Genomic DNA, 24283 nt, shown 5'->3' with positions numbered 1-24283 from the left:
GCTAAGCAGCCGGCAGTTCAGGAACCCGCGGCCTTCGCCGGCGGCGCCGTTGAACCCCGCACCACCAGCTCCGTCCCGAGCTCGATCCGCTGCGGCAACTCCTCGTCCCCGTCCAGGTGCCGGAGCAGCGCGCGCATGGCCGTCTCGGCCATCTGGACCACGGGCTGGCGGATGGTGGTGAGCCCCGGTTCGATCCATTCGGCGGCCGGGATGTCATCAAAGCCAACGATGGACAGATCCTGCGGAATCCGAAGGCCCGCCGTCCGCGCGGCCCGGTAGGCGCCCAGCGCCTGGTCGTCGTTGCCGGTGAAGATGGCGGTGGGCCGGTCCGCCAGCTCAAGGAGCTTGCGGGTTCCGGCCTCGCCGGCCTCAATGGAGAAGTCACCGGGAACCATGAGTGCCTGGTCTATGCCGACGCCGGCCCGCCGGAGCGCTGAGATGTACCCGTCTTCGCGCGCACTGCTGCACTGCAGGTCCTCGCGGCCGCCGATCATGCCAATCCGCCGGTGCCCCAGCCCCAGCAGGTACTCCGTGGCCGAGTGCGCGCCCTCCCAGTTTGCCGCCCCCACCGTCATGAGGTCGGGCCCGGGCTGGCCGACGGGATCGATCAGCACCACCGGGATCCCCAGCGACTTGATGCGCTGGATCTGCTTGGCGTCCAGCTCATAGACCGCCATCAGCAGCCCGTCCGACTTCCGCTCGGCCAGGTTCGCCAGCCATGGCCGGATCCGCGAACCGTCCATGGAAAGGCTGCTCACCACCGTGCCGTACCCGGCATCCTGCGCCACGCGCTCCACGCCTTCGATGATTTCCAGCGCCCACTCCGAGCCCAGCCCGGGGAACACCAGGTCGATCAGTCCGGCCTTTTTGCTTCGCTTCGCCGGACGCCGGGCGTAGTCGCGGCGGGCAATGATTTCCTCCACCCGGGCGCGCGTTGCCGCTGCCACATGGGCATGCCCGTTCAGGACCTTGGAGACCGTGGGAACGGAGACGCCGGCTTCCCGGGCAATCTCGCTGATGGTGGCTCGTCCCACGTCCGGCTTCGTCATTCGTCAAACCGCCCTCTTCGAGCTGGGAATCACCCTCAGCGCTGACTGTTATCGGAAAGTTCCCAGGTCTCGATTCGTCCACACATGCCGTAGATTCTGCGGGGTTTCCGTATTCCCATCCTAGTAGCGGACTCCTGCAGGAAGAAACTTTCTTTGGATTCCAGAGAGAGTAAATGATCCTTTGTCAGCGCTGCCTGCGCGGCCGCCCCCTGCTCCAGGAAGCCTGTCCAGGTTGGGGTGTTTCCGCTCACCAGGTTCGCCGCAGCCGCATGGAAATCCGCCAATCCGGCAACTCCGGATCGCAGGACCGCCTCCTTGAGCTGAAGGTATCCCTCGAGCGCCAGATCCCGACGACGGCGGACAGCTTCCTCCGCAGCCGGATCACCGCCGTCGGCCTCCCTGGACGGGAGGGAAGCGGCGGCCCGGTACGACTCCACGTCCACAAGGTGCTCCGCCGGGAACGTCATCACAGCGTCCCCGTTCTCAGGCAGCCCGGCGTTCTGCATCAGGACCAGCACCTTGAGATCGCCCGAGGTGTTGATGGCCCGGTGCACCGTACCCGGCGTAAACCAGAGCACCACCCCGGGAGCCAGGTCCGTGGACGTAAATCCCCTCGAGTCCAGGGTCTCGAGGCGGCCCGTCCCCTCGAGCACGATGTACGCCTCCGTGGACGCCGTGTGCATGTGCGGCGTGCCGCCGGCGGCACCGTCCCTGGCCGGCCAGTTGTAGATGCTCACCGCGGAGACTGCGGTGGCGCCCGGGAACGTGCTGCTGGCCATGGCCGTCACTTCCAGCTTTCCAGGGCGGCTTTGGCAGCTTCCGCCAGCCGGTCCGCCGTGTCCCCGTCCGCTTTTCCGTCTGAAATCACGACGGCGTAGCGGTAGGTCAGCGGCTGGCCTTCCTTCAGCGGGACTACTTCGCTGAAGAACGGCGCGGAACCCAGGCACGCGAACATGGACGAGCGGGCGAACCACTGGTTGGGCGCACCGGGGTTGGCGCTGTCCTCAACAAACATGATGGAGGAGAAGCGGCAGGTGACATCGTGCTGGCCGGTGAAGGCGATCCACGGGGAGCGGGTGCCCATGAACTCGTCCGCGCCGGTCCCGTCGGGTGACCGGAACTCTCCCCCGGTGAAGGACCGCGGCCCGCGCCAGAACAGCCCGCCGTAGCCGGCGTTGTTCCGGCCTTCGGTGGTGGGGCTTCCGATCTCGATGGTGTCAGGCGAGACGTTGGTCATTTCGGTTTCGAAGAGGATGGCCCAGGCAGCGCGGCCTTCTTCGCCCGCCGGCGGAACCTCCAGGAGCCGGATGTTGAAGCGGCGTTTTTCGGCGATGACGGGCTTGCCGTCCTGCGAGGTCCAGGTGAGGGCTTCCGCCGCCGTAATGCCGCCGTCGGAGTCAGTGATCCCGGTGAAGGCCTCATGGTTCATGGCGCCGTTGTTGTCCAGGTTGGCGTATTCCGTTTCCCGGGTGTACGTGGCGCCGCCCCAGAAGTTGTCCTTCCCGACGTTCGGCAGCGCCCACGACAGGCCTTTGTGCCACACGTGGTCCCAGGGCCGGGCAATGGTGACCTCGTCCCCGCCGAGGGTCCTGAGCGGGTGGAAGTACGGGCGCGGGCTTTCGTACTGGTCATCCCCGGGGCGGTAGGTGTATCTCGCCAGCTCCTGCCCGCCGGCACTGAAGGCAAGGGTGGTGCCATCGTCGGAATAGGTGAGCTCTTTGTTCGTTACGGTGCTGGTGGGTGCTGCGGTGGTGGTCACTGGATCTCCAAGACGTGGGAAGGAAGAAGGGTCAGGTTCAGGAGGAAGCGGTGGCGGATGCAAGGGCTGTTGAATCCAGGATCCGGGTACCCAGGCCGTCGCCGTCCATGCCGTTGTAGAAGGGATGCCCTGGCACGATCTCCCCACGCTGCACTGCCTTGCCGGTGAACGCTGACGCGTAAATCGCGGCAGCGAGTTCCAGGGTCTGGCGCACCGAGTCCGCGCCCGCCGGAAGCGGTTGGCCGGCGTCGAGCGCGTCATACATGGCCAGGAACTGGGCTGAATGGCCGCTCCCCTGCTCCAGCGGCTGGCCCTCCCAGGCTGCGAGGACTGTCTCCTCGTGTCCGGGCGCACCGGTGATGGTCCAGTTGCCGGTGGAGTAGCCGTAGAGGTGGGAGAGCTCGATGGTGGCGAACTCGGTGTCAATGCGGATCTCTGAGGTTTCCCGCGGGGACAGCAGGGAGTTTAAAACAGTGGCCACCGCCCCGTTCTCAAAACGGACAAGGGCTGCGGACAGGTCCTCGGTGGAGGTCCTGCGGGCCTGACGCGAAGCGAGAGCGGTGACCTCCTGCCACGGGCCCAGGAGGTGGAGCAGCAGATCGAACTGGTGGATGCCGTGGCCCATGGTGGGTCCGCCGCCCTCGGCATTCCATGAACCCCGCCACGGCAGGTCCCAGTAGCTGTCCGGCCGGTACCAGAGGGTATCGCACCTGGCCACTAGCGGCCGGCCAAAAGCAGCCTCCCCGATCAGGCCCTTGGCTGCCGCCGCCGCATCGCCGAACCTGTGCTGGAACACGCAGGAGAACTGCGCGCCACCCTTGATCCTGGCTGCCTCCAACCTGTCGAAATCCGCCAGGCTCAGGGCCGGCGGCTTCTCCGACAGGACATGGACGCCGGCCTCAAGGCATTCAATGGCCTGGTCGATGTGCATCATGGGCGGGGTGCACAGGTGCACGATGTCCGGCGTGCTCTCAGCCAGCAACTCAGTGAGGTTTTGGAAGCGGCCCGGGATGTTGTGCTGGTTGCTGAAGGATTCCAGCCGCGCCGCGTCCACATCGCATGCCGCCACCAGCTGGGCCCGGCCTCCGGCGCGTCCCACGTTGTCAGCATGGACAGCTGCTATTCCGCCCGTGCCAACGATCGCCACTTTATAGCTCCGCATGTATTCGCTCTCTCCGTCTTCGCAGTGGAACATCGGCCCCGGACATTGCCCGGTCCGAAACTTTCTAAGAAACCATTGAATTTTCTCGTTACACCGGAAGGGGTCAGCAGCCTTCCTCCTCAACCGTAGAAAGACCGGTGGCCGGAAGTCAAGGATTTTTCGATCTAGAAACTAACTGTAAGTTTCTGATAGTTTCAGAGAAATCATTCCAACCCAAGGAGCAACCCGTGAACAGCGGTGCAGCCGAAACGCAAGCAGTTCAGCGCCCCGCCGGGCACACCGGCGTCGAACGCCTGATCCAGGACATGACCATCGAGGAGAAGCTCGCCCAGCTGGTTGGGGTCTGGGTCAATGCCTCGATCGAGGGAGACTCCGTTGCGCCGCTGCAGAGCCAGCTGGCCGGGGACATCCGCTCGTGGGGCGAGGTCATCGCGGACGGGCTGGGGCAGATCACGCGCATGTACGGCACCACTCCCCTGGACCCGGCGGCGGGGGCACGCTCCCTGGCCGCGGCGCAGCGGGACATCATGGCCGCCTCACGGTTTGGCATTCCTGCCCAGGTCCACGAGGAATGCCTCGCCGGCCTGGCCGCCTGGAAAGCCACGGCCTTCCCCGTACCGCTCGCCTGGGGCGCCACATTCAACCCTGCACTGGTGCGCGCAATGGCCGGCCGGATCGGCGAAAGCATGCGCGGACTCGGCGTCCACCAAGGCCTGGCGCCGGTGCTGGACGTGGTCCGCGACCTCCGCTGGGGACGCGTGGAGGAGACCATCGGCGAGGACCCTTACCTGGTGGGCACAGTGGCCACGGCCTATGTGCAGGGCCTGGAGGAAGCCGGCGTCGTGGCCACCCTCAAGCACTTTGTGGGCTACTCCGCCTCCCGTGCAGGCCGCAACCACGCGCCCGTCTCCATGGGTCCGCGCGAACTCGCGGACGTAATGCTTCCACCCTTTGAAATGGCCATCAAACACGGCGGTGCCCGTTCGGTCATGCACGCGTACACGGACGTCGACGGCGTGCCGGGGGCCGCCAACGGCCCCCTCCTCACCACCCTGCTTCGCGACACCTGGGGCTTTGACGGCACCGTGGTGGCCGACTACTTCGGCGTCTCCTTCCTGCAGCTGATGCACGGCGTGGCAGAGGACGGCGGACACGCCGCGGCGCTGGCGCTCGAGGCGGGGGTCGACGTCGAACTTCCCACCGTGAACTGCTTCGGCGGGCCGCTGCTCGCCCGGGTCCGGGAAGGCAAAGTGCCCGAAGAACTGATCGACCGGGCCTTGCGGCGCGTGCTGAACCAGAAGCTCGAGGCAGGCCTGCTGGACGCCGGGTTCGATCCGGAACCGCCGTTCCTGGCTGCTGCAGGCCCCATCGACCTGGACCCGACTGAAAACCGCCGGCTTGCCAGGGACCTGGCCGTGCAGTCGCTGGTGCTCCTGGCCAATCATGACCGGGGCGCCGGTCCGGCGTTGCCCCTGGCCGGCGCTTCACGTCTCGGCGTGGTGGGCCCGTTGTCCTCGGACCCGTTTGCCATGTTGGGCTGCTATTCGTTCGATGCCCATGTGGGGGCCTCGCATCCCGACACTCCCCTGGGCATCAGCATCCCCACAGTTGCCGGCGTGGCAGCCGAGCGGTTTACCAACATGCAGAGCGCCGTGACGGGAACATGCGAGGCCTCCACGGACGAGGAGATCGACCGGGCCTGCGCCATAGCCCGCTCAGTGGAGACCTGTGTGATTGTGGTGGGCGACAACGCGGGCCTGTTCGGCCGCGGAACCTCAGGCGAAGGCAACGACGCCGCGGACCTCAGGCTTCCGGGCGACCAGCACCGGTTGCTGGACCGCGTCATGGCCGCCGCGGCCCAGGCGGGCACCCGCGTCATTGTGGTGGTGCTGAGCGGACGCCCCTATGCACTGGGTGACTTTGTTGACCGCGCCGACGCCATCGTCCAAGGCTTCTTCCCCGGCGAGGAAGGCGCCGAGGCCCTCTGGGACGTCCTGCTGGGAACGTCCAATTTCTCCGGCAAGCTTCCGGTGTCCGTCCCACGGTCCCCGGGCGGCCAGCCGGGCACTTACCTGCAGAGCAGGCTGGCCGGGAAGACCGAGGTGAGCGCCCTGGATCCGTCGCCTTTGTTCAGCTTTGGTCACGGCCTGTCCTACACATCATTCGAATTGTCAGACCATTCCTGCAGTGCTCCCACCATGTCCACATCGGCGAGCGCAGTAGTCTCCTGCACCGTCACCAACACTGGTTCCCGCGGCGGCGCCGAAGTGGTCCAGCTGTACCTGGAGGATCCCGTGGCCGAGGTGGTCCGCCCGGTCCGTGAGCTGATCGGTTACGCCCGGGTGGAACTCGCCGCCGGGGCCTCGGCAAGGGTGGAGTTCACAGTCCACGCGGACCGCACGTCCTTCACCGGACTGGGGCTGGAGCGCATTGTGGCGCCGGGCCTCGCGAAGCTGCACGTGGCGACGTCGAGCATTAACGATGCCCACACGCACGAACTAATCCTGCACGGCGAGCGGCGGGTGGTGGGGTTTGAGCGGGAGATGCTGACCCCGGTGCGGGTCCGGCCGCTGGTGTAGGCGCCGGTCTCGCGTCGGGTCCCCCGCTGCCCAACTACCTAGCGCTAACCGTCCAAGAACGGCCCTGCCCCGCTCTAGCGGTGTGGGCCCGCGCCGTCGGTGCGGGCCAGCGCCGTCCATCCGAGCTCCGCGCCCGATTCGTCAGAAAGGCCCCTAGCATAAACCCGTTCTAGCCATCCTCGTCGCTGCCTTCGGGGTAATCCTCTTCGTCGTCAATGGAGAGCGCCATCGCCTGTTCCACCAGGTCTGCCTCGGCTGCGTCCGCTTCTGCAACGGCCGCAATCCCGGCAGCCGCACCGCCTGGCCTCACGTCCGCGTGCTGCTCTATGACGTCTGCCTCCGGGGCATCCATGGGCAGGGGGTCCATGACGTTCTCGGACCCGTCCGGCAGGACAGGTGTTTGCTGTTCAAGGGCATCAGCTTCCGGTATGTCTCCGGATGTTTCTTGCTCTGGCCGGATGTTCATCGTCTTCCTCCTGTGACCATCTCAGGCTAGTTTTCCTAGCGGGACTCATTGCTTTCAGGAAGCATGGTCAAACCCTGCTCAGTGAATGGGCGGCGGAGGGACGCCTTCGTCCTTGCCGATATTCTGCGTCCCCACCGGTTCGCCAGGGCCCCGGTTCGTCCGCCGGGTGATCAGCCAGGTGATAAGCCACAGCACGATGCCGATGGCCATCAGCCCTCCGGCCACCTGGTATTGGATGGGGTTCCGTCCCACCCACGGGCCGGCAAGGAAGGCGCACAGCAACGCAGCCAGCAGGGGAAGTTGGCCGGGTGAGGTGAACCAGACCTTGCGGTTGGGGTCCCGCTTGCGCCGGAGCACCAGGCAGGCCACGTTGACCACCGTAAAGACGCAAAGCAGCAGGAACGCCGTCGTGCCCGAAAGGTTGGCAACAATGTTGCTTTCCGGATCGCTGCTGACGTACCAGATCAGACCCAGTGCAAGAACGGTGGAGAACAGGATGCCGGCCCACGGCGTCCGGCGCACCGGAAGCACCTTGCCCAGCGCCCGCGGCAGGACATCCTGGCGGGCCATGCCGTAAATGAGGCGGCTGGCCATCAGCATGTTGATCAGCGCGGTGTTGGCCACAGCGAATACCGCAAGGAACGGGAAGATCCTGTCGATCGGGAAGTCCGGGGAACCCTTGTGCACCACCTCGAGGAGCGCGGCACCCTCGGCCTCCCTGATGTCCTCAAGCTCGGTAGGCGAAAGCACACTGACCACGGAAACGGCCACCAGCATGTACAGGAGCACCGCTATGCCCAAGCCCGTTAGCATGGTGCGCGGGAAGATCTTCTCGGGTTCTTTGGTCTCCTCCACCATGTTCACCGAGTCTTCGAACCCCACCATCGCAAAGAAGGCAATGGAGGTTGCCGCCGTGACCGCCAGGAACAGCCCCTTGTCCTGGTAGTCATTGAAGACGAATATTTCGCCTGCGTTCCCGGTGCCCTGCGTCATCACATAAAAGCCGACGCCGATCACGATGCACAGCGCGATCATCTCCACCAGCGTCAGCACCACGTTGAACTTCACGCTCTCGCCCACGCCGCGCAGGTTGATGATCGCCAGCAGGAGCATAAAGCCCATCGCCACCAGGGTGATGACTTCCCGTCCGGGCACTCCCATCCAGCCGTTGATCTCCATCCCGCCGAAGAAGTTTTGTGCCAGGACGTTCGCGGAGGTGGAGGCGCTGGTGATTCCGGAGCAGACAACGGCGAACGCCACAAGGAAGGTGACAAAGTGAATCCCGAATGCCTTGTGGGTGTAGAGCGCAGCGCCCGCCGCCTGTGGGTATTGGGTGACCAGCTCCAGATAGGAGAAGGCGGTCAGTGTGGCGACGATGAAGGCGAGCAGGAACGGCAGCCATACAATGCCGCCGACCTGGCCGGCCATCGTCCCGGTCACCGCGTACACGCCGGCGCCCAGGATGTCACCAACGATGAAGAGGAGCAGGAGCTTGGGTCCGAGCACCCGTTTGAGCTTGGGTTCGTCTCTTTCAGGAGTTACATCAAAGACTCTGTCTGACGTTGTGCTCATGACGACCTCCACAGCGGATACCGTGCTACCTGAAGGATCTCGGCAGGACTTCCGGCCTCGATGCGATCTATTTCACTGTGAACCTTTCCGGCTGGTTTTGGCAACACCCAAAAACACCCCGGGGCGTCTTGACCAGCCACGACGCGTCCTTGGCTGCGGCTCTACCCTGGTTCAAAGGGGCACGGGCCACTACAGCCGGCGTTCCTCCCTCACCGGCCTAAGCCGCTGAGGGGCTCCGTCAGCGTCGATGTCAGGAAAGGTGCATTCGAACTCTCCGCGGTACCCGAAAAGGAAGCCCACGAGAGGATTGCGCACCTGCATCTGGATGGTGAAAACACCGCGGGCGTCATCAAAGCCCTCATAGAGATCGGCGGTACCCGTAAACGCAGCGGGAAAGGTGAATCCCAGCAAGCCTTCGTAGAACCGCTGGGCTCCTGATTGGAGGTGGAGCGATCCATCCGGCATCACCTCCAGGATGAGGTCGGTGGCCAGGTGCTGGTGCGTGCCGAGGTAGTCCACTATCCCGCCGCTGTCCGGACTGAAAACCATAGTGGCGTCGAACCGGCGGGTCCTGGACCCGGGGAGCTCCAGCGTCCTGACGAAAGTGACGGTGGGGCGGCCGAAGCCGTCAACATAGGGATAGTTCTCGATGGTGAAGGGAATGTTTTCGCCGCGGTCCGGGAAGAGAATGTTGCGGTACGCCCCCAGGCGAAGAAAGGGCAGCGTCCACCACGCCCCGCGGCGCACTTCCGTAAAGACACCGCGTCCCACGCATGCGTAACCAGCTTCGGCGTCCACTCCAAAGCGCTTCTGCAACATGGGATGCAGCCGGTGGAAGTCCTGGCCCATCGCGAGTTCAAAGATTGATGCCACTGCTGCTCCTTCTGTCAGGGCCGGGGGCGGAGGTGGAAGGTGACGGAAGAGTCAGGAGAGCCGAGGGGGCGCGTCCGGAGCGCGGATCAGGCGCCTTCCTCAGGCACCGCCCCGCCCGCGGGACCGTCCGGTGTGGCGGGATGAACCAGGAGGCCAGCGCCGCCGTCGAACCCAAAGTGGCTGCCATTCCCGCGTCCCGGCCGGACAGGGCACGGCGGAACAGGAACAGCGCAGTTAGAAGAGCAGCACTTCTGGCCGCTGCATCCATAGCCCAGCGGTTGCGGGAAACCTCGGGCCGGAGGCCGGATTCCGCCCACAGGCGTAGGCGATCAAAGGAGATGGCCGTCGCCCAGCCCAGGGCAGGGCGGATCACCCGGCCGTCAAGGATCCCGCCGAGGAGGCCCATTCCCGGCCGGTAGCTGTACCCGGTGATGAAGCGCACGCCGTGGTCGGTGGGGATGTAGCGCCAATATCCTGCACCGGGCCCGATGGGCGAGAGCACGTCTGCTGTGGTGAATTTGAGTACCGACGTTGCCTGGCCGTCGGCACGACGCCGGTGGCCCAGTGACGTTCCGGTTCCCCTGATGGTGTGGAACGGCAGCCGAAACTCGTAGCGGAAGCTGACGTTGCCTTCATCGTCCTGGCCCGTAGGGACGATGCGGGAAAACCGAAGGTCCCAGCGCGGATGCAGGTCCGGTTCCTGGCTGAGCGTCCACAGCCGCTCCATAGACGTGCGGATGCCAATTTCTACGTAGATCTGCTGACCAGCCCCGGATGAGCTCCAGCTCGGATGTTCCCCCATGTCAGCATCATAGGCGGCGGGCCGGGGGATTGATCCAGCCGGATTTATCCAGCCCGAATTTTCCGACGTCGGGCTGAAAGGCACGACGTCGGATATTCCCCTATCGTGGAGCCGTGACTGAACAGAGCGGGGAGACGGACAGCGGCTGGGTGGACGTGCCCCACGCAAGGATCTACTGGGAATCGACAGGACATCCTTCAGGGGTGCCGGTGCTCTACCTTCACGGCGGCCCCGGCAGCTCGCTGGGCGGCGGGGGCTACCGTAAACAGCACGATCCCAGCCGGTTCCGGACCATTGGGCTGGACCAGCGCGGCTGCGGCAAAAGCACGCCCCGGGCGCAGGATGACCTGGGCCACCTGCACCTGAATACCACGCAAATGCTTGTGGAGGACATCGAGGCCGTTCGCGAGCACCTCGGCATAGACAAGTGGATTGTCACCGGCGGCTCCTGGGGCTCAACCCTCGCGCTCGCCTACGCGTTGCAGCACCCCGGCCGGGTACTCGGCCTTGCCCTCGTGGCGGTGACAACCACCAGCCGCGCCGAGGTCCAGTGGATCACTGAAGGCGTCGGGACTGTGTTCCCGGAAGCATGGGCCGAGTTCGCAGCCAACGCCGACGCACACCCGGGAGAACGCTTGGTGGAGGCTTACGCCCGCCGCCTGGCGGGAGAAGACCGCGACGACGCCCGGCTGGCGGCAGAGGACTGGGACCGCTGGGAATCGACGCACATTGCCCTGGACCCGCGCTGGCAGCCAGGCCCGATGTTCGACGACGAACGCGAGCGCATGACCTTCGCCCTGCTGGTTACGCACTATTGGTCGCGGGACGGATTTCTAACCAAATGGCACGAGATCATTCCGCGGATCCACGAACTGGAAGGGATCCCCGGCCACCTCATCCACGGCCGCCGCGACATCAGCGGCCCCGTGATAACGCCGTGGAAGCTTCACCAAGGATGGAAAGGCAGCAAGCTCACCGTCATTGAAAGCGAGGGGCACGGCGGCCCGGAATCAGCCAAAGCACTCGCCCAGGCGGTGGAAGAGGTTGCCGCCCACCTGATTGAGGATAGCTAGAGCGTGAAGTCCGGGCCCGGCGGAGGTTCGTGGAGCCCAAAGACGGAGCCTTGGTCGTCCCGGCACAGCTTGAAGCGGCCATACTCTGCGGCCTTGCTTTCATCGCCAAGGTCGGTCTCGTCGATCGAACCGCCCAGCTCGCGCACCCGGGCCAGGGCGGAGTCGAGGTCATCGACTCGAAAGAACAGATACGGCGCCGCGCCGGGGTCGCCTCCGTGCATCCCGCCGCTGATCCCCGGGGTGCCGATCACAAACCCTTCCCCTCCTGAGGGTCCGGGGGCAAACTTCCACCCGAAGAGCGACCCGTAAAAGGCCTTGCCGCGGCCGGCATCCTGAACGCCGATTTCGAAATACACTGGCTCACCGGACATGATTCCTCCTGGACAGGGAGTGACTATTGGCCCACCCTAGACCCGCAGAACCGGCCGGACAATGACCAATTTTTTATGATCTCGCCGCGCGAACAACGCTGCTGATGGCGGCGCCGGCGGCCAGGATGGCGGGAACCAGGCAGACCAGCGTGACCACGGTATTGGGCCGGAACGTTGAGCGCCCGCCGTCGTTCCGGTAAACACCCAGCGGCACCACCATGCCCCCTCCCCCTCCGCCGGAAGCACCGTTCCCTGCTTCCCCGCCGCCACCAAATCCGAAGGAGACCACAGCAACGGGGATGATTTCTTCCCCGCCCACCTGGATCGGTGGGCCGTATGCCTTCGAAACACCGATGTTTTTGAACGTGTCCATGAGGGAGGAGAAAGTATCAGACATGGCTCCACGATAGGCACTGACAGCGTCCAGCACCATGAGGCGGAGTCCCACTTCCCGGCGTCGATCCTGAATTGCTACGGGCCAATTTGTCCCCAAGGAAGTCTGGAATACTTCACGCATGGCCTCCCTCCCCGTTACCCTCTCCGAAGATGTCTTGAACCAGCCAATCCGAATCCAGTTGGAGGCGTTCCTTAACGAGCATCGGCTCGCCCTCGGTGACTGCCTGGACGGGCTCACCGAGGAGCAGGTGCGTCGGTCCCTGGTACCCTCCCGGACCACGCTGCTTGGCTTGGTGAAGCACGCCACCTTCGTCGAAAAGGTCTGGTTCGATGAAGCCATCACGTGCCGGTCCCGCACCGAGATCGGCATCGCTGCCATTGTGGACAATTCATTTATCCTCGGCGACGGCGACAGCATCGCCACCGTCCGGGAGGCCTACCGGCAGGCGTGCGGGGCCTCGCGGGCCGCGACGGCGCCGCTGGGGCTCGACGACCTTCTTCACGGAAACCGGCGTGGCCCGCTCCCGCTGCGCTGGGTGTACCTGCACATGCTCCGGGAGCTCGCCCAGCACTGCGGCCACGCTGACATCCTGCGCGAGCAGCTGCTGGCCAATAACGCCACCAGCGCGCAGGCATAAACTGAGAGTGACATGTCTCTTCCATCGCCCGGGAGGACCTCATGGAGACTGAATACGCCGATGTCACCGGTCACGACGTCACCACGATTGTCTGTGTCTGCGGGAACACCGTCAGCGGCGAGGGACTGATCCAGGCCAACCGTCAAGGCATCCCGGTCCACGGGGACAGCAGCACCCCCGTACCCGCCGGGCTGGCCGAGTGGCCGGAGGATGAGGACATCTACACGCTCTGTCCGTCCTGCGGCCGGGTATACCGTGACGCCGTGATTGAGGAGACAGGGACAGCCCCGGTTGCGTTCCGGGTGGACGCCGCCCACGGACCCGTTGCCGAGGCAATCCGCATCCACTGGGAGCAAAACCAATAGCCCCGATCAGCCGCCCCTGACCATCGCCGACGGGAATGCGTAACTTTTGGGTGCGAGTAATGGCTTCGATCCCGGATCTGCGGGGGGCGCGCAGTTCCAAACCCGCAAAAGTGACGCATTCCTGTACGCGTGCTGCCGATAGGCAGCCCACCTACTTCGCCCAGCCCACCTTCGGCAGCCAGTCCTTCAGAATGGGCAACACCACGGAGCTGTGCATCGCACCCAGGTGGTCCAGGCCAGGAAGGACCCGCACATCCCAGCCGGTCTCCCTCAGTTCGCTCTCATGCCTGGCCAACGGCTCACCTATGTTCACCCGGACTCCGCCCCACTGAGGGCTGTAATCGATGGTGTCTTCGGCCCCGGCGAAGGCGAGTCTGGGCAGGCCCCGGGGCAAGCGGGCGGCTGAGTCGTCGAAGTCCTGGAGCGCTTCGTAGAGCGTGACGAACTGGCCGGTTTGCATCGGCGTGGTCTGAACAGCGGCAGAATCCCAGTCGCCGGGCTCGGCTTCCGCCACCGAAACCGACGATGGATGAGGTGCCTGGGTGGACATCACGTGCGCCGCGCGGGTGACCGTCAGCATGCTCTGGTACGGTCCCTCCAGGGGAGGAAACCCGCCCATCACCAGCGCCCCGAGCCGGTCCGTGCGAAGCGCCAGCTGCAGGCCGCTAAGCGCCAGCCAGGAGTAGCCGTAGTAGCCGTAGTAGCCGAACGATTCGGCGCCGGCGGCATCCGCGATGGCAAGAAGGTCAGCGGCAAGATGGTCCGGGGTCAGGCTGTCCGGAGCCGGGTGGGCCATCCGGTGTCCTTCGTAGTCCGCCGCGATCACCCGGTTCGATGCCGACAGCCCCGCCACCAGAACCGGCCCGAGCTCCGGGTCCCCTCCCCATTTCCGCATGGTCTCGGCCTCGGCAGGCGCATACGGCTCCAGCCTGACGGGCAGCAGCAGCGCCGGCCCATCCCCCTGAAGGGTGACAGGAATGACCGAACCGTCATGGAGGACAGCCTCAACAAAGTCAGTCATGGTGGATCCGTTCCCTTTTTCGGTCCTTGCGCAGACCCAGCCAGAAGAAGAATGCCAGGAGAACGCCAATCCCCCCGAAGAGGCAGGTGATCACGGTTCCCACTCCCCTCCACCAGACGCCGTCGCTTTCATAACCCAGGGCTGTTGCCTGGCCCGGATCATCGGCTCGGTAGGCCACAATGACTTCCCCGCCGATCAGTGGGTGCTGCTGGTAGTCCACACTGACCCACTTGTAGTGGACCGACCCATCCCTTGATGGAAACTCCACCTTCATCTTGCGATCGGAGGCCTGCCATTCATCGTGAAAGGCCGTAATTGTCCCGGTGGCGCGTTCCCCGCTGCGCTCCAGCTCGGCGTCGGCGTGAATCATCTGTGTGCCCACGCCTATAGACACGGGTCCGAGGCACAGAACCAGCACAGAAATCGCGAGGTTCGCCCGCATTCCCCACGACATTTTCGACTTGGGGTTCACAGCAGCTCGTCGTGGCATCACGCCCCCATTCTGCCGCACAGCCGGTCAACCGTCAGAGCGCGTTTATCCGGCTGTAGACGGCGGCCTTGCGTTTTCGGCTCCTCCTGCGGAACATCCCGCCGATGGAGACAGACAGGGCCATGCCACCAAAAATCAGCGTCAGGAGAACCCCTATTCCCCGCAAGAAAACGCCGCCGCTTTCGAAACCGAGCACCGTGGCCCGGCCCGGCTGGTCGGCCTGATACACCACGGTCACCTCATCGCCCACCACGGGCTCCTGGTCGTGGTCTACGTCCGCCGAGACGTAGCGAAACTCCCCGTCGGCTGCCTGGTATTTCACCCGGATGTCGCGGTCGGACGCTTTGTTGGTGTCGTCAAACTGGACGATCGTGCCGCTGACCTGTTCTCCGGTCCTGGCGAGTTCGTCGTCGGCGTGGACCTCGAGGGTGCCGGCCACGATGAGTGCCGGTCCGATGCCGAGGAACAGCACCATCAACGCAACGTTCCTGAGTCTCGTCAGAAAGGTTTCAGGCTTGCGGGCTGGGGCATGATTGGGCAGGGTCACCTCCCCTATTCTGCCGCAGGCTTCCGGGCCGCCCGAACAGTAGTGCCCGGGCCGCCGTCAGTTCAGGGCCGGTTCCCGAAGGGTGAACTTCGCTTCGATGAATGCCAGCAGCGGCCGCGAGTTCAGGCAGATCAGGAACATCACGGGCCCGGCGATGAAGATCAGCAGGCCCGCGGTGCTGGCCGTAAGCAGGAAGGCCGAGATGAACAGGATCCCGGCGTTGCCCAGCGACACCCGCTTCTGCGCGCCCAGGCAGTACAGCGACAGCCGGTGGATGTCCCGGACCCGGAACGCAAACCGGGACACCAGCAGCATTGCCGTCACGCCGGCTGTCGCCACCAGGAGCCCCAGCACCAGCAGCCCTGCCCGGGCGGCCGCCAGGCCGGGATTCCCGGCGTCGAATGTTCCGGGCAGGAGCAGCAGGTTAAGGACGACGACGGCCATCACCGCCAGGTACGGCAGCCAGACCGCGAGCGCCTGCCGGACATTGCGGCGGTAGCCGCGGAGGAAATCCCGGAAGACTCCTGTCTCCTCCCCCGCGAGCAGACGGTTGAAAGCGTAGGCGGCGGCCACCAGCGACGGGCCCACGGGCACCAACGCAGCAGCAACAACGCCGGCGGCCAGCACGGTGGAGCCACCGGCCAGGCTGATCAGCAGCGGGGCCAGTACCAGGAGCACGTTGGCCAGCACCAGCAGCACGCCCGCCATCATGACCCCGTACACCACCCCGGCCGCCCTGAACAGCGGACCGGAGCCATACTCCGCCTTCTTCTGTGCCACGAAATGCCCTACTTCTTGCTGTTATCTGCTGGCATAGGCCTTGTACGCCTTGTTGGCCAACTCTACGTACTTGGACTGGCCCTTAGCATCGAGTTCCTTCACGTAGGCATCGAACTCGCTCAGATCCCGCTGGCCGGTGATGAACTTCAGGGTGTTCTGCTTGACGTGGTCCTTCAGCGGGGTCAGCACCAGGGTTGCCTGCTCCCGGTCCACATCGCTGAACGGCACCGGCGGGGCCACAGTCTTGGGTTTCTTGGACTTCATGGCCTTCTGGAATGCCAGCTCCTCCTCGTTGAACGTGGAGTGCAGCAGCTCCGTGGTGCCGCCGTAGGCAAAGTTGCCGCCGGAGAAGCCGTACTCCACGCGGAGGTCTTTGGTGCCGGCCGGGTTCAGGCCCTGGAAGTTGATGTCCTTGGCCAGGACCCGCTTGCCGCCCTCCTTCGTGAAGGTGGTTCCTTCAACGCCCCATTTGGTGAACTCCTGGCCCTCATCGCTGTAGAACAGCCAGTCGATGTACTGGATCAGCGCCACAAAGCTGTCCTTCTCCTTGACGGAGGAGTTGAGCATGATGCCGTTTTCCAGGCGGGATCCGCCGATGATGTCGCCCGCCGGACCGCCCGGCACCGTGATTTTGGCAACCGCAAAGTTGCCCTTGCCCAGCGACTGCTCCATGGATGTCCGGTAGCTGATGATGTTCTGCGAGTTCGCGCTGATCACAAACGACTTGCCGGAGACGAACTTCTGGGTGGCCGAATCGTCGGTCTGCGTGAAGCTCTCCGGATCCATCAGGCCCTCGGACACGAGCGAGTTGAAGTACGTCACCAGTTCCTTGAACTGCTGCGAACCGGCACCGAACGCAAACTCCTTCTTCGACTCGTCAAAGCTGAGCCCGTCCACCAGCCCCCATCCAGCTACGGTGCCGAACGCCGTGCCGGCGATGTTCAGGACGCTGTTGCCGTTGAAGCGGTCAGAGAAAGGCACGACGTCGGGATGCGCCTTTTTGAGCTTGCGCAGCACTTCGCGGAACTCGTCCCAGCTCTTCGGCTCGGCGATATTCTCCTTCTCGAGTATGTCCATGCGGAACGCCAGCGAGTAGTCCGGCCAGAGTTCCTCGTGCAGGCCCGGCAGGACGTAGTACTTGCCGTCCTCCTGGGTCAGCCCGGCGATCTCCGGCTCGAGCTTCCACTTTTTGACCTTGTCCTGGAAGTGCGGCATGAGGTTCACGTAGTCGCTGACCGGCAGGACCGCGCCGGAGGAGACGTACGCGGCCTCCTGGCCGGGGTAGGTCTTGGCGATGATCTCCGGAGCGTTGCCCGAGCTGATCAGGAGGCTGCGTTTCTGCTCATAGTCGCTGCTGGGCACAATGGTGGTTTCCAGCGTGACGTTGTTCTCGGATGCCATCCGCGTGAACAGCAGCCAGTCCTTCTTGTAGGGGTAGGTGGGCTGGTCGCTGAAGAGGAAGCTGAACGTCAGCGGCGTCGTCGCCTTGAACGTGTCCCCCACTCCAAAGCTGTCCATCGCTCCGTTGCGGGACTTGGAGGTGTCCACCTCCGCCGAATCGGAGTCGCAGCTGGTCAGCATCAGGCCGATGGTGACAACGGAGGCCAGGCCGAGGAAGTCTCGTCTGCGGAGCTCTCGTTTGGGGATCATTGGATGTCCTTTCATAAGGGTTATTCCTTGACGGAACCGAGCATGACGCCCGAAAAGAAGTACTTCTGGACGAACGGGTAGACACAGAGAATGGGGATGACGGTCAGGACGATGGTGACCGACTGGATGTTGGCGGCGATCTGGCCCACGTTCTCCACGGTCCCACCGGCGGATCCTGCCGTGGTGACGCCGGCGATCATGTTGCGCAGGTAAATGGTGACCGGGAAGAGCTCCGGCTTATCCAGGTAGAGGAAAGCCTGGAACCACGAGTTCCAGTTGGCCACGGCGTAAAACAGGACCATGGTGGCCACGATTGCCTTGCTGAGCGGCAGCACCACCCTGAACAGCACGCCGTACTGGGTGAGGCCGTCGATGGCCGCGGCTTCCTCCAGTTCCCGCGGCATGTTCTCGAAGAAGGACTTCATGATCAGCAGGTTGAAGACGCTGATGGCGTTGGGCAACACCACGGCCCAGATGGAGTCCCGCATGCCCAGCGAACTGATCAGGACGTAATTGGGAATCAGCCCGCCGTTGAAGAACATGGTGAATACCGCGATGCCGATAAAGAGGCTGCGGCCTTTGAGGTCCTTCTTGGCAATGGCGTAGGCGAACGAGGTGGTCAGGACCATGGAAATGGCGGTGGCCACCACCGTGTACAGGACCGTGTTGCCGTAGTTGTTCCAGAACGTGCTGTCAGCCAGGATCAGTTTGTACGTCTCCACGTTGAAGCCGCGGGGAAACAGGTTCACCTGGCCTGCGTTGATGAAGCCTTCGCTGGAGAAGGACTGGGCGATGATGTTCAGGAACGGGTAGAGGGTCAGGAAGACCACTGCCAGCAGGAACACCAGGTTGAAGATCCGGAAGGCTTTGACACCGCGGGATTCCTTCAGGTCAGCAACCCGCACTCCGCTGTCCGACGTTATTTTGTTCACCACAGGCTCGTTCCTGCGAGCCGCTTTGAGATCGCGTTCGCGGAGAGGATCAGCGTGAGGCCGATGACGGATTCAAACATTCCGATGGCGGCCGCGTAGCTGAAGTTGCTTGATTCCAAGCCCACCCGGTACAGGTAGGTGGAGATGACATCCGAGGTTTCGTAGTTGAGCGGGTTGTAGATCAGCAGGATCTTCTCGAAGCCCACGGCCATGAACGTGCCGATGTTCAGGATCAGCAGCGTGATGATGGTGGGCCTAATGGCGGGCAGGGTCACGTGCCAGGTCTGCTGCCACCGGTTGGCGCCGTCGATCCTGGCTGCCTCATACAGCGATTCATCCACCCGGGTCAGCGCCGCCAGGTAGAGAATGGCTCCCCAGCCCATGGTCTGCCACACCTCCGAGCTGATGTACATGGGCCGGAACCAGGATGCGTCCTGGGTGAAGTTCACCGTGGTGCCGAAAAGCGTGTTGGCGATCTGGTTCACTGTGCCGGTCATGGAGAAGTTCTGCAGGATCATGCCGGCGATGATCACCACGGACATAAAGTGCGGCAGGTAGGCCACGGTCTGGACGAACTTCTTGAACTTCTGCGAGCGCAACTCATTGAGCATCAGCGCGAAGATGATGGGCATCGGGAAGCAGAACAGCAGGGTCAGCACGCCCAGCATGATGGTGTTCTGGAACGCCTGCCAGAAGCTGGGATCGTTGATGAACAGGACCACGTACTTCAGGCCCACCCACTTCTCACCGAAGATGCTGCCACCGGGCTGGAACTGCCGGAAGGCGATCACGTTTCCGGCCATGGGCAGGTACCGGAACACCGCAAAGTACAACAGCGGGATCACCAGCAGGGTGTACAGCCGCCAGTCCCGTTTGATGGCCAGCTTCCAGCCGCCGGGCTTGTTCCGCGGCGGTTCTGCGGTGCGCGGCGGGTCAGCGGTGACCGCCTCCGGTGGAATCTCCAGTCTCATTGCCATGGCGTCCCCTGCCTATCGTGTGGTGTCATCGGTGGCGGCGTCGGCTGTCGCTGTGTCTTCGAGCCGTGCGTCTTCGGCACTGTTTTCTTCCAGCACCAGCACGCCGCTGGGCGGGAGCTCCACCACGCCTTGGACTGGGTGTCCGGTCAGGAGGTCCCTTCCGCCGCCGCCCACGTTGACGCTTGCCGGGGCGTCGTTGTGGTTGAGCATGAACATGAACCTTGTGCCGTTGCCCGCACGACGGCGGACCTGGACTCCGCGGGGCGCGTCCAGTTCGGGCTGCACTCCGGCTGCCTTGCATTCGGCGTCCAGCAGCGCGTTCAGGAATATGGCGTCCACCCGGGCGGAGAGGTAGACGGCACTTCCCCGCCCGAAGGCGTTCCGCGTGACCGCGGGTGCTTCGGCGAGCCGGCCGGACGCGTAGCTGGCAAGGACATCCGCCCCTTCGGTGTGCAGGTGCTCAGTCCAGTAGCCCGCGGAGGCTGTCCCGCCGTCGGACAGTCTTAGCTTGATTTCCTCGCCGTCGCCCGCGAGCGGGTGCATCTCCTCGCTCCAGGCCCCCAGGACGTTCCGGAGTGCGCCGGGATAGCCGCCCAGGCGGATGGTATTGGACTCATCAACGATGCCGGAAAGGTAGGAGACCACCAGGCGTCCGCCGTCGGATACGTAGTCCTCAAACCGTCGGGCGGACTCATCGGTGAGGAGGTACGCGGCCGGCATCAGGACCAGGCTGTACTGGCTGAGGTCCCGCTTGGTGTCCACAAAGTCCACGGTGATGTTCGCGTCGAACAGGGGCCGGTAGAGCCGGAGGACCTCCTGGGGGTAGTCCAGGTCGGACCGGGGCGAATTGCCGAGCTCCAGCGCCCACCAGCAGTCCCAGTCAAAGACGATTGCCACTTTGGCACTGGACCTGGTGCCGGTGAGGCCGGCCAGGGACTTCAGCTCGTTGCCGAGCTCGCAGACCTCCTGGAAGATCCGCGTATTAGGGCCCGCGTGGCCCACCATGGCGGAGTGGTAGCGCTCGGTTCCGCCCTTTGCCTGCCGCCACTGGAAGAACAGGATGCCATCCGAACCCTGGGCGATGGCCTGGTACGAGCCCAGACGCATCTTGCCGGGAAGCTTGGAGACGTTGATGGGCCACTGGCTCACCGCTCCCGTGGCCTGCTCCATGACCATCCAGGGCTGGCCGTTGCGCAGGGACCGCATGAGGTCGAAGTTCAGTGCAGCCGCCACATGCGAGTCGGCTTCCCGCGGGTCCGGGTAGATGTCCAGGGCGGCCGCGTCCTCTTCCGCCGCCCAGGCCCAGTAGTCGTTGGTTTTGTAAAAGCGCATGAAGTTGGTGACGATGGGCAGGTCAGGAGTGTGGCGGCGCAGGATATCCCGAACAGTCGTGTAATGCTCCAGCATGCTGGCAGAGGTGAACCGGTGGAAGTCCAGCCGGCGCGACGGGTTGGACCAGGTCCGGGGCTGGGCCGGGACACCCACCTGGCTCCAGTCCGAGTAGACCTGGCCCCAAACGTCCGTGCTCCACGCCCGGTTCAGGTCCTCCAGCGAGGAGTACTTCTGCTGCAGCCATGTGCGGAACGCTTTGTCTGCCCAGGGGCCGTAGGATACCGGCCCGTATTCGTTGCCCACGTGCCACATCCGCAGCGCGGGGTGCTTGGCGTAGCGCTCGCCCATCCGTTCCGCCAGGGCCAGGGCCTTCCGGCGGTACACGGGATGGGAAACGTCAAAATGCTGCCGGGAGCCGAAGCCGAACGTGGTTCCGTCTGCCAGGACAGGATGGATGTCCGGGTGCTGCTGCGTGAGCCAGGCAGGCGGAACGGCGTCCGGGGTTGCCAGGTCCACGCCGATGCCGTGCCGGTGCACCAGGTCCATCACGTCATCCAGCCAGCCGAAGTCATAGACACCATCAGCGGTTTCCAGGCGGCTCCAGGAGAATACGGCCAGGGTAACCAGGTTGACGCCGGCCTCCTGCATCAGGCGGGCATCCTCGTGCCAGACTTCGCGGGGCCACTGCTCAGGGTTGTAGTCCCCGCCGTAGGCAATTCCGCCCAGGCCTTGGTGCATGTTCCGGAGCCGGGCCTCCGCGGCACTGGCGTCTGGGCTGCTGGTCATCGTTGTCCTTTTGTTCGCACCTCCGCCGCACGGTTCCTCCCGTGCGACCTGCATCACATGGAAGAAACTATCGTAAAGTTTACGCAAGCACAAGGAATTTGTTTAGCGATTCGCTGGCGAACTGCGCTGTGGCCGCCAGCTTGAATGGTGCCATCCAAGGCAAAAGGCCTGAAATTGCGCTTCTTTCGGCACAGTGGAAGGCTGCTGCAGGCGAGTTGTTTATGAAATGTTTTAGAAACTATCGGAGTGCGAAGTTACAGTGATCTAAGACGGCTGCCCGTCCGGCAAGATAGGGCCAGGCGCGAACGAACACTTGGCCCCTGCCGGCGCGGGGCCTTAAGTGTCCGTTCGCGCTGTCCGGGATCCAGCCACGCTATGGTTTGGTCGCCTTAGCAAGCCTGGCCGCCAGCGTCCTGACGTGCTCGACAAGTTCTGGGGGCTCGTGCACCTGGAAGTCGAACCCTTTGGTTGTTACGTAAATCGCCAACTCGTCCAGCGAGTTGGCCCCGGCCCGCAGGGTGCAGTGGTGTTCATCGATTGGCTCCAACTCACCCGTGGTGGGGGCGATCTGTTCCCCGGCGGTCTCGGCGCTGACGTGCAGGGTGAAGCGGCCCTGGTAGCGGTAGGCCGACGTGGAGACGGCCCGCGAGGTGTAGCCGCTGATATCGGGGGCCGGCGGGGTGCGGGGGGTGAACCTGGGCCCGGTGGGAATGCGTGGATCCAGGCGATCAACACGATAAGTGCGCCAATCCTGGCGGTCCACGTCCCAACCGATGAGGTACCAGCGCCAGCCGGCGTGCACCAGCCGCTGCGGCTCAGTGGTGCGGAGGCTGCTGGTTCCGTTGTGGCTGCGGTAGTCGAAGCGCAGGCGCAGCGAATCGCGGCAGGCGGCGGCGACAGCAGTGAGGATGCCCGGGTCCACTGTGGGGCCGGTGCCGGCCATCGGCACCACCACCGACTGCAGGGTGTTGATCCGGTGGCGCAGCCGGGACGGCAGCACCCGTTCGAGCTTGGCCAGTGCCCGCACTGAAACCTCCTCGATGCCGGTGATGGAACCACCAGCGGCAGTACGCAGCCCCACTGCGACCGCAACGGCTTCGTCGTCGTCAAGCAGGAGCGGCGGAAGGTCCGCGCCTGCACCAAGCCGGTACCCGGCGGTGCCGGCGGTGGCCAGCACCGGGTATCCGAGGCTGCGCAGCCGATCGATATCGCGCCGTACGGTGCGGGGCGTGACTTCCAGCCGCTCCGCCAGTTCGTTGCCGGACCAGTCGCGCCGGGCCTGGAGGAGGGAGAGCAGTCGCAGCAGCCGCGCAGAGGTTTCCCACATGATGTGAATTCTGCCATTCCCTTAGGACCGAAGCTGTCCTAGCTGCTTCCTAGAGTTGACGGTATGGAGAACAACAGCGAAATCCGGCCCTTCACCATCGACATTCCCCAAGCTGATCTGGACGACCTTCGGGACCGACTCGCGAGAACCCGGTGGGCCTCTGACCTGCCCGACGTCGGCTGGAGCCGCGGGGTTCCGGTGAGCTACCTCAAGGGGCTGGCCGAGTACTGGCGCGATGGCTACGACTGGCGCGTCTACGAGCGGGAGATGAACAAGTACCCACAGTTCACCACCGAGATCGACGGACAGAACATCCACTTCCTGCACGTACGCTCCCCCGAGCAGGAGGCGCTGCCCATGATCCTGACCCACGGCTGGCCGGGTTCAATCGTGGAGTTCCTCAACGTCATCGGGCCGTTGACCGATCCTGCGGCGCACGGCGGGAACCCGGCGGACGCGTTCCATCTGGTGATCCCGTCGATCCCCGGCAGCGGCTTCTCCGGGCCTACGGTCGACGCCGGCTGGGACACCAACCGGGTGACCAGGGCGTTCGCTGAGCTGATGAAACGGCTGGGCTATGACCGCTACGGCGCGCAGGGCGGCGACACCGGCGCGGTCATCTCCCCGGGGCTCGGCCGGCTCAACCCCGACAAGGTGGTCGGTGTGCATGCGAACGGGCTCTCCGGGTTCACGGAGGTTAACCCCGACGAGGTGGGGGAACTGAGCGAGGCCGAGCGGGCACGGCTGGACCACCTCCAGTACCTCAGCACAGAGCAGTCCGGCTATGCAATGATCCAGATCACCCGGCCCCAGACCCTGGCGCATGGGCTGCACGACTCCCCGGTGGGGCAGTTGGCCTGGATCGTGGAGAAGTTCAAGGAGTGGACCGATCCGGCGGCCGAACTGCCCGAGGACGCGGTCGACCGGGATCTTTTGCTCACGAACGTGATGCTGTACTGGCTGACCGGCACAGCCGGGTCCTCGGCCAACAGCTACTATGAGACCGCCCATTCCGGCGCCTGGGGAGCGAGTGAGCGTTCGGCGGTGCCGACCGGGGTTGCGGTGTTCCCCATGGATGTGTCGATCCGGCGCACTGTCGAGCTCGAACACACGGTGGTGCACTGGTCCGAATTCGACCGCGGTGGCCACTTTGCCGCCATGGAGGCGCCCGACCTGTTCGTGGGTGACGTCCGGGAGTTTTTCAGCAAACTGCGCTGAAACCACCGCGGATCCTGCTCCGGCTCGACAGCCAGGATCTTCTCAACAAGCACAGAGAGGGCCATGCGGCGCTGCCGCATGGCCCTCTCCCCTCATGAATTATGAGGGTCAGACCCCC

At 64.5% G+C, this 24283-nt stretch carries 24 protein-coding genes; 5 read left to right on the top strand and 19 right to left on the bottom strand.

Annotated features, from left to right (window positions below; all coding sequences use genetic code 11):
- Positions 1 to 17 precede the first annotated feature (17 nt).
- The 4 genes from M1E17_RS05260 to M1E17_RS05245 are packed head-to-tail and all read right to left on the bottom strand — an operon-like array spanning position 18 to position 3970.
- Entirely contained in the window at positions 18 to 1049 is a 1032-nt protein-coding gene (locus tag M1E17_RS05260; protein ID WP_457965927.1) for a LacI family DNA-binding transcriptional regulator, read from the bottom strand.
- Positions 1050 to 1084: 35 nt separating this feature from the next.
- Entirely contained in the window at positions 1085 to 1828 is a 744-nt protein-coding gene (locus M1E17_RS05255) for a cupin domain-containing protein (RefSeq protein ID WP_457965925.1), read from the bottom strand.
- 5 nt (positions 1829 to 1833) lie between these two features.
- On the bottom strand, positions 1834 to 2808 hold the full coding sequence (locus tag M1E17_RS05250) for a DUF6807 domain-containing protein (RefSeq protein WP_457965924.1): 975 nt from the start codon (positions 2806 to 2808) through the stop codon (positions 1834 to 1836).
- 37 nt (positions 2809 to 2845) lie between these two features.
- Positions 2846 to 3970, bottom strand: a complete 1125-nt coding sequence (locus M1E17_RS05245) for a Gfo/Idh/MocA family protein (RefSeq protein WP_457965922.1) — start codon at positions 3968 to 3970, stop codon at positions 2846 to 2848.
- A gap of 227 nt (positions 3971 to 4197) precedes the next feature.
- On the opposite strand from M1E17_RS05245, the gene M1E17_RS05240 reads away from it, so the two are divergent.
- Positions 4198 to 6549 (top strand): glycoside hydrolase family 3 N-terminal domain-containing protein, encoded by a 2352-nt coding sequence (locus M1E17_RS05240; protein ID WP_457965920.1) that lies wholly within the window; start codon positions 4198 to 4200, stop codon positions 6547 to 6549.
- Between the two features lie 169 nt (positions 6550 to 6718).
- Here the strand turns inward: M1E17_RS05240 and M1E17_RS05235 are convergent, their stop codons facing one another.
- The 4 genes from M1E17_RS05235 to M1E17_RS05220 form a co-directional block, all read right to left on the bottom strand.
- On the bottom strand, positions 6719 to 7015 hold the full coding sequence (locus M1E17_RS05235; RefSeq protein ID WP_457965918.1) for a hypothetical protein: 297 nt from the start codon (positions 7013 to 7015) through the stop codon (positions 6719 to 6721).
- Between the two features lie 78 nt (positions 7016 to 7093).
- Positions 7094 to 8587, bottom strand: coding sequence for an APC family permease (locus M1E17_RS05230; RefSeq protein ID WP_457965916.1), 1494 nt, complete (start codon positions 8585 to 8587; stop codon positions 7094 to 7096).
- 189 nt (positions 8588 to 8776) lie between these two features.
- Positions 8777 to 9460: a DUF4166 domain-containing protein gene (locus tag M1E17_RS05225; RefSeq protein ID WP_457965914.1), complete on the bottom strand. Its 684-nt coding sequence runs from the start codon at positions 9458 to 9460 to the stop codon at positions 8777 to 8779.
- Entirely contained in the window at positions 9444 to 10262 is an 819-nt protein-coding gene (locus M1E17_RS05220; RefSeq protein ID WP_457965913.1) for a hypothetical protein, read from the bottom strand. The genes M1E17_RS05225 and M1E17_RS05220 overlap by 17 nt, the downstream gene beginning before the upstream one ends.
- A 113-nt stretch (positions 10263 to 10375) precedes the next feature.
- Here M1E17_RS05220 and M1E17_RS05215 point away from each other — a divergent pair, with 113 nt between their 5' ends.
- Positions 10376 to 11335 (top strand): alpha/beta fold hydrolase, encoded by a 960-nt coding sequence (locus M1E17_RS05215; RefSeq protein ID WP_457965911.1) that lies wholly within the window; start codon positions 10376 to 10378, stop codon positions 11333 to 11335.
- Here M1E17_RS05215 and M1E17_RS05210 read toward each other — a convergent pair.
- Complete coding sequence (locus M1E17_RS05210; RefSeq protein WP_457965910.1) at positions 11332 to 11706, bottom strand: VOC family protein; 375 nt, start codon at positions 11704 to 11706, stop codon at positions 11332 to 11334. The two genes, M1E17_RS05215 and M1E17_RS05210, sit on opposite strands and share 4 nt — an antisense overlap.
- Positions 11707 to 11779: 73 nt before the next feature.
- The gene (locus M1E17_RS05205) at positions 11780 to 12103 is read right to left on the bottom strand and encodes a hypothetical protein (protein WP_457965909.1); all 324 of its coding nucleotides are present in this window, start codon (positions 12101 to 12103) and stop codon (positions 11780 to 11782) included.
- A gap of 118 nt (positions 12104 to 12221) precedes the next feature.
- On the opposite strand from M1E17_RS05205, the gene M1E17_RS05200 reads away from it, so the two are divergent.
- Both M1E17_RS05200 and M1E17_RS05195 read left to right on the top strand, forming a co-directional pair.
- Positions 12222 to 12740: a DinB family protein gene (locus tag M1E17_RS05200; RefSeq protein WP_457965908.1), complete on the top strand. Its 519-nt coding sequence runs from the start codon at positions 12222 to 12224 to the stop codon at positions 12738 to 12740.
- A 41-nt stretch (positions 12741 to 12781) separates the two neighbouring features.
- Complete coding sequence (locus M1E17_RS05195; RefSeq protein WP_457965906.1) at positions 12782 to 13105, top strand: hypothetical protein; 324 nt, start codon at positions 12782 to 12784, stop codon at positions 13103 to 13105.
- A 151-nt stretch (positions 13106 to 13256) separates the two neighbouring features.
- Here M1E17_RS05195 and M1E17_RS05190 read toward each other — a convergent pair whose 3' ends face one another.
- From M1E17_RS05190 to M1E17_RS05150, 9 genes are all read right to left on the bottom strand, one after another.
- A complete protein-coding gene (locus tag M1E17_RS05190; protein ID WP_457965904.1) occupies positions 13257 to 14126 on the bottom strand; it encodes an alpha/beta hydrolase in 870 nt (289 codons plus the stop codon).
- On the bottom strand, positions 14119 to 14616 hold the full coding sequence (locus tag M1E17_RS05185) for a DUF3592 domain-containing protein (protein ID WP_457967575.1): 498 nt from the start codon (positions 14614 to 14616) through the stop codon (positions 14119 to 14121). Before M1E17_RS05185 ends, M1E17_RS05190 begins: the two co-directional genes overlap by 8 nt.
- 34 nt (positions 14617 to 14650) lie before the next feature.
- Positions 14651 to 15163 carry a DUF3592 domain-containing protein gene (locus M1E17_RS05180; protein ID WP_457965902.1) on the bottom strand — a complete coding sequence of 171 codons (513 nt, stop codon included), beginning with the start codon at positions 15161 to 15163 and terminating at the stop codon, positions 14651 to 14653.
- Between the two features lie 57 nt (positions 15164 to 15220).
- On the bottom strand, positions 15221 to 15943 hold the full coding sequence (locus M1E17_RS05175) for a DUF624 domain-containing protein (RefSeq protein WP_457965901.1): 723 nt from the start codon (positions 15941 to 15943) through the stop codon (positions 15221 to 15223).
- Between the two features lie 21 nt (positions 15944 to 15964).
- Positions 15965 to 17608, bottom strand: a complete 1644-nt coding sequence (locus M1E17_RS05170; RefSeq protein WP_457965899.1) for an ABC transporter substrate-binding protein — start codon at positions 17606 to 17608, stop codon at positions 15965 to 15967.
- Positions 17609 to 17613: 5 nt separating this feature from the next.
- Positions 17614 to 18525 (bottom strand): carbohydrate ABC transporter permease, encoded by a 912-nt coding sequence (locus M1E17_RS05165; protein ID WP_457967573.1) that lies wholly within the window; start codon positions 18523 to 18525, stop codon positions 17614 to 17616.
- Entirely contained in the window at positions 18522 to 19502 is a 981-nt protein-coding gene (locus M1E17_RS05160) for an ABC transporter permease (RefSeq protein ID WP_457965897.1), read from the bottom strand. Before M1E17_RS05160 ends, M1E17_RS05165 begins: the two co-directional genes overlap by 4 nt.
- 12 nt (positions 19503 to 19514) lie before the next feature.
- The gene (locus M1E17_RS05155; protein WP_457965896.1) at positions 19515 to 21620 is read right to left on the bottom strand and encodes a beta-galactosidase; all 2106 of its coding nucleotides are present in this window, start codon (positions 21618 to 21620) and stop codon (positions 19515 to 19517) included.
- 373 nt (positions 21621 to 21993) lie between these two features.
- Positions 21994 to 22947: a helix-turn-helix transcriptional regulator gene (locus M1E17_RS05150; protein WP_457965894.1), complete on the bottom strand. Its 954-nt coding sequence runs from the start codon at positions 22945 to 22947 to the stop codon at positions 21994 to 21996.
- 63 nt (positions 22948 to 23010) lie between these two features.
- Here M1E17_RS05150 and M1E17_RS05145 point away from each other — a divergent pair, with 63 nt between their 5' ends.
- Positions 23011 to 24165, top strand: coding sequence for an epoxide hydrolase family protein (locus tag M1E17_RS05145; RefSeq protein ID WP_457965893.1), 1155 nt, complete (start codon positions 23011 to 23013; stop codon positions 24163 to 24165).
- Positions 24166 to 24283: the final 118 nt, after the last annotated feature.

The organism is Arthrobacter sp. D1-29 (assembly GCF_054130585.1).
The sequence above is the reverse complement of the archived record's forward strand: the minus strand, read 5'-3'. Positions and strand labels throughout refer to the sequence as shown.

Excerpts from the sequence above, each read along its gene's own strand:
- M1E17_RS05260 (WP_457965927.1), bottom strand. The coding sequence starts at position 1,049 with ATGACGAAGCCGGACGTGGGACGAGCCACCATCAGCGAGATTGCCCGG.
- M1E17_RS05255 (WP_457965925.1), bottom strand. The coding sequence starts at position 1,828 with ATGGCCAGCAGCACGTTCCCGGGCGCCACCGCAGTCTCCGCGGTGAGC.
- M1E17_RS05245 (WP_457965922.1), bottom strand. The coding sequence starts at position 3,970 with ATGCGGAGCTATAAAGTGGCGATCGTTGGCACGGGCGGAATAGCAGCT.
- M1E17_RS05235 (WP_457965918.1), bottom strand. The coding sequence starts at position 7,015 with ATGAACATCCGGCCAGAGCAAGAAACATCCGGAGACATACCGGAAGCT.
- M1E17_RS05230 (WP_457965916.1), bottom strand. The coding sequence starts at position 8,587 with ATGAGCACAACGTCAGACAGAGTCTTTGATGTAACTCCTGAAAGAGAC.
- M1E17_RS05220 (WP_457965913.1), bottom strand. The coding sequence starts at position 10,262 with ATGGGGGAACATCCGAGCTGGAGCTCATCCGGGGCTGGTCAGCAGATC.
- M1E17_RS05210 (WP_457965910.1), bottom strand. The coding sequence starts at position 11,706 with ATGTCCGGTGAGCCAGTGTATTTCGAAATCGGCGTTCAGGATGCCGGC.
- M1E17_RS05205 (WP_457965909.1), bottom strand. The coding sequence starts at position 12,103 with ATGTCTGATACTTTCTCCTCCCTCATGGACACGTTCAAAAACATCGGT.
- M1E17_RS05200 (WP_457965908.1), top strand. The coding sequence starts at position 12,222 with ATGGCCTCCCTCCCCGTTACCCTCTCCGAAGATGTCTTGAACCAGCCA.
- M1E17_RS05195 (WP_457965906.1), top strand. The coding sequence starts at position 12,782 with ATGGAGACTGAATACGCCGATGTCACCGGTCACGACGTCACCACGATT.
- M1E17_RS05190 (WP_457965904.1), bottom strand. The coding sequence starts at position 14,126 with ATGACTGACTTTGTTGAGGCTGTCCTCCATGACGGTTCGGTCATTCCT.
- M1E17_RS05185 (WP_457967575.1), bottom strand. The coding sequence starts at position 14,616 with ATGCCACGACGAGCTGCTGTGAACCCCAAGTCGAAAATGTCGTGGGGA.
- M1E17_RS05170 (WP_457965899.1), bottom strand. The coding sequence starts at position 17,608 with ATGAAAGGACATCCAATGATCCCCAAACGAGAGCTCCGCAGACGAGAC.
- M1E17_RS05160 (WP_457965897.1), bottom strand. The coding sequence starts at position 19,502 with ATGGCAATGAGACTGGAGATTCCACCGGAGGCGGTCACCGCTGACCCG.
- M1E17_RS05155 (WP_457965896.1), bottom strand. The coding sequence starts at position 21,620 with ATGACCAGCAGCCCAGACGCCAGTGCCGCGGAGGCCCGGCTCCGGAAC.
- M1E17_RS05150 (WP_457965894.1), bottom strand. The coding sequence starts at position 22,947 with ATGTGGGAAACCTCTGCGCGGCTGCTGCGACTGCTCTCCCTCCTCCAG.
- M1E17_RS05145 (WP_457965893.1), top strand. The coding sequence starts at position 23,011 with ATGGAGAACAACAGCGAAATCCGGCCCTTCACCATCGACATTCCCCAA.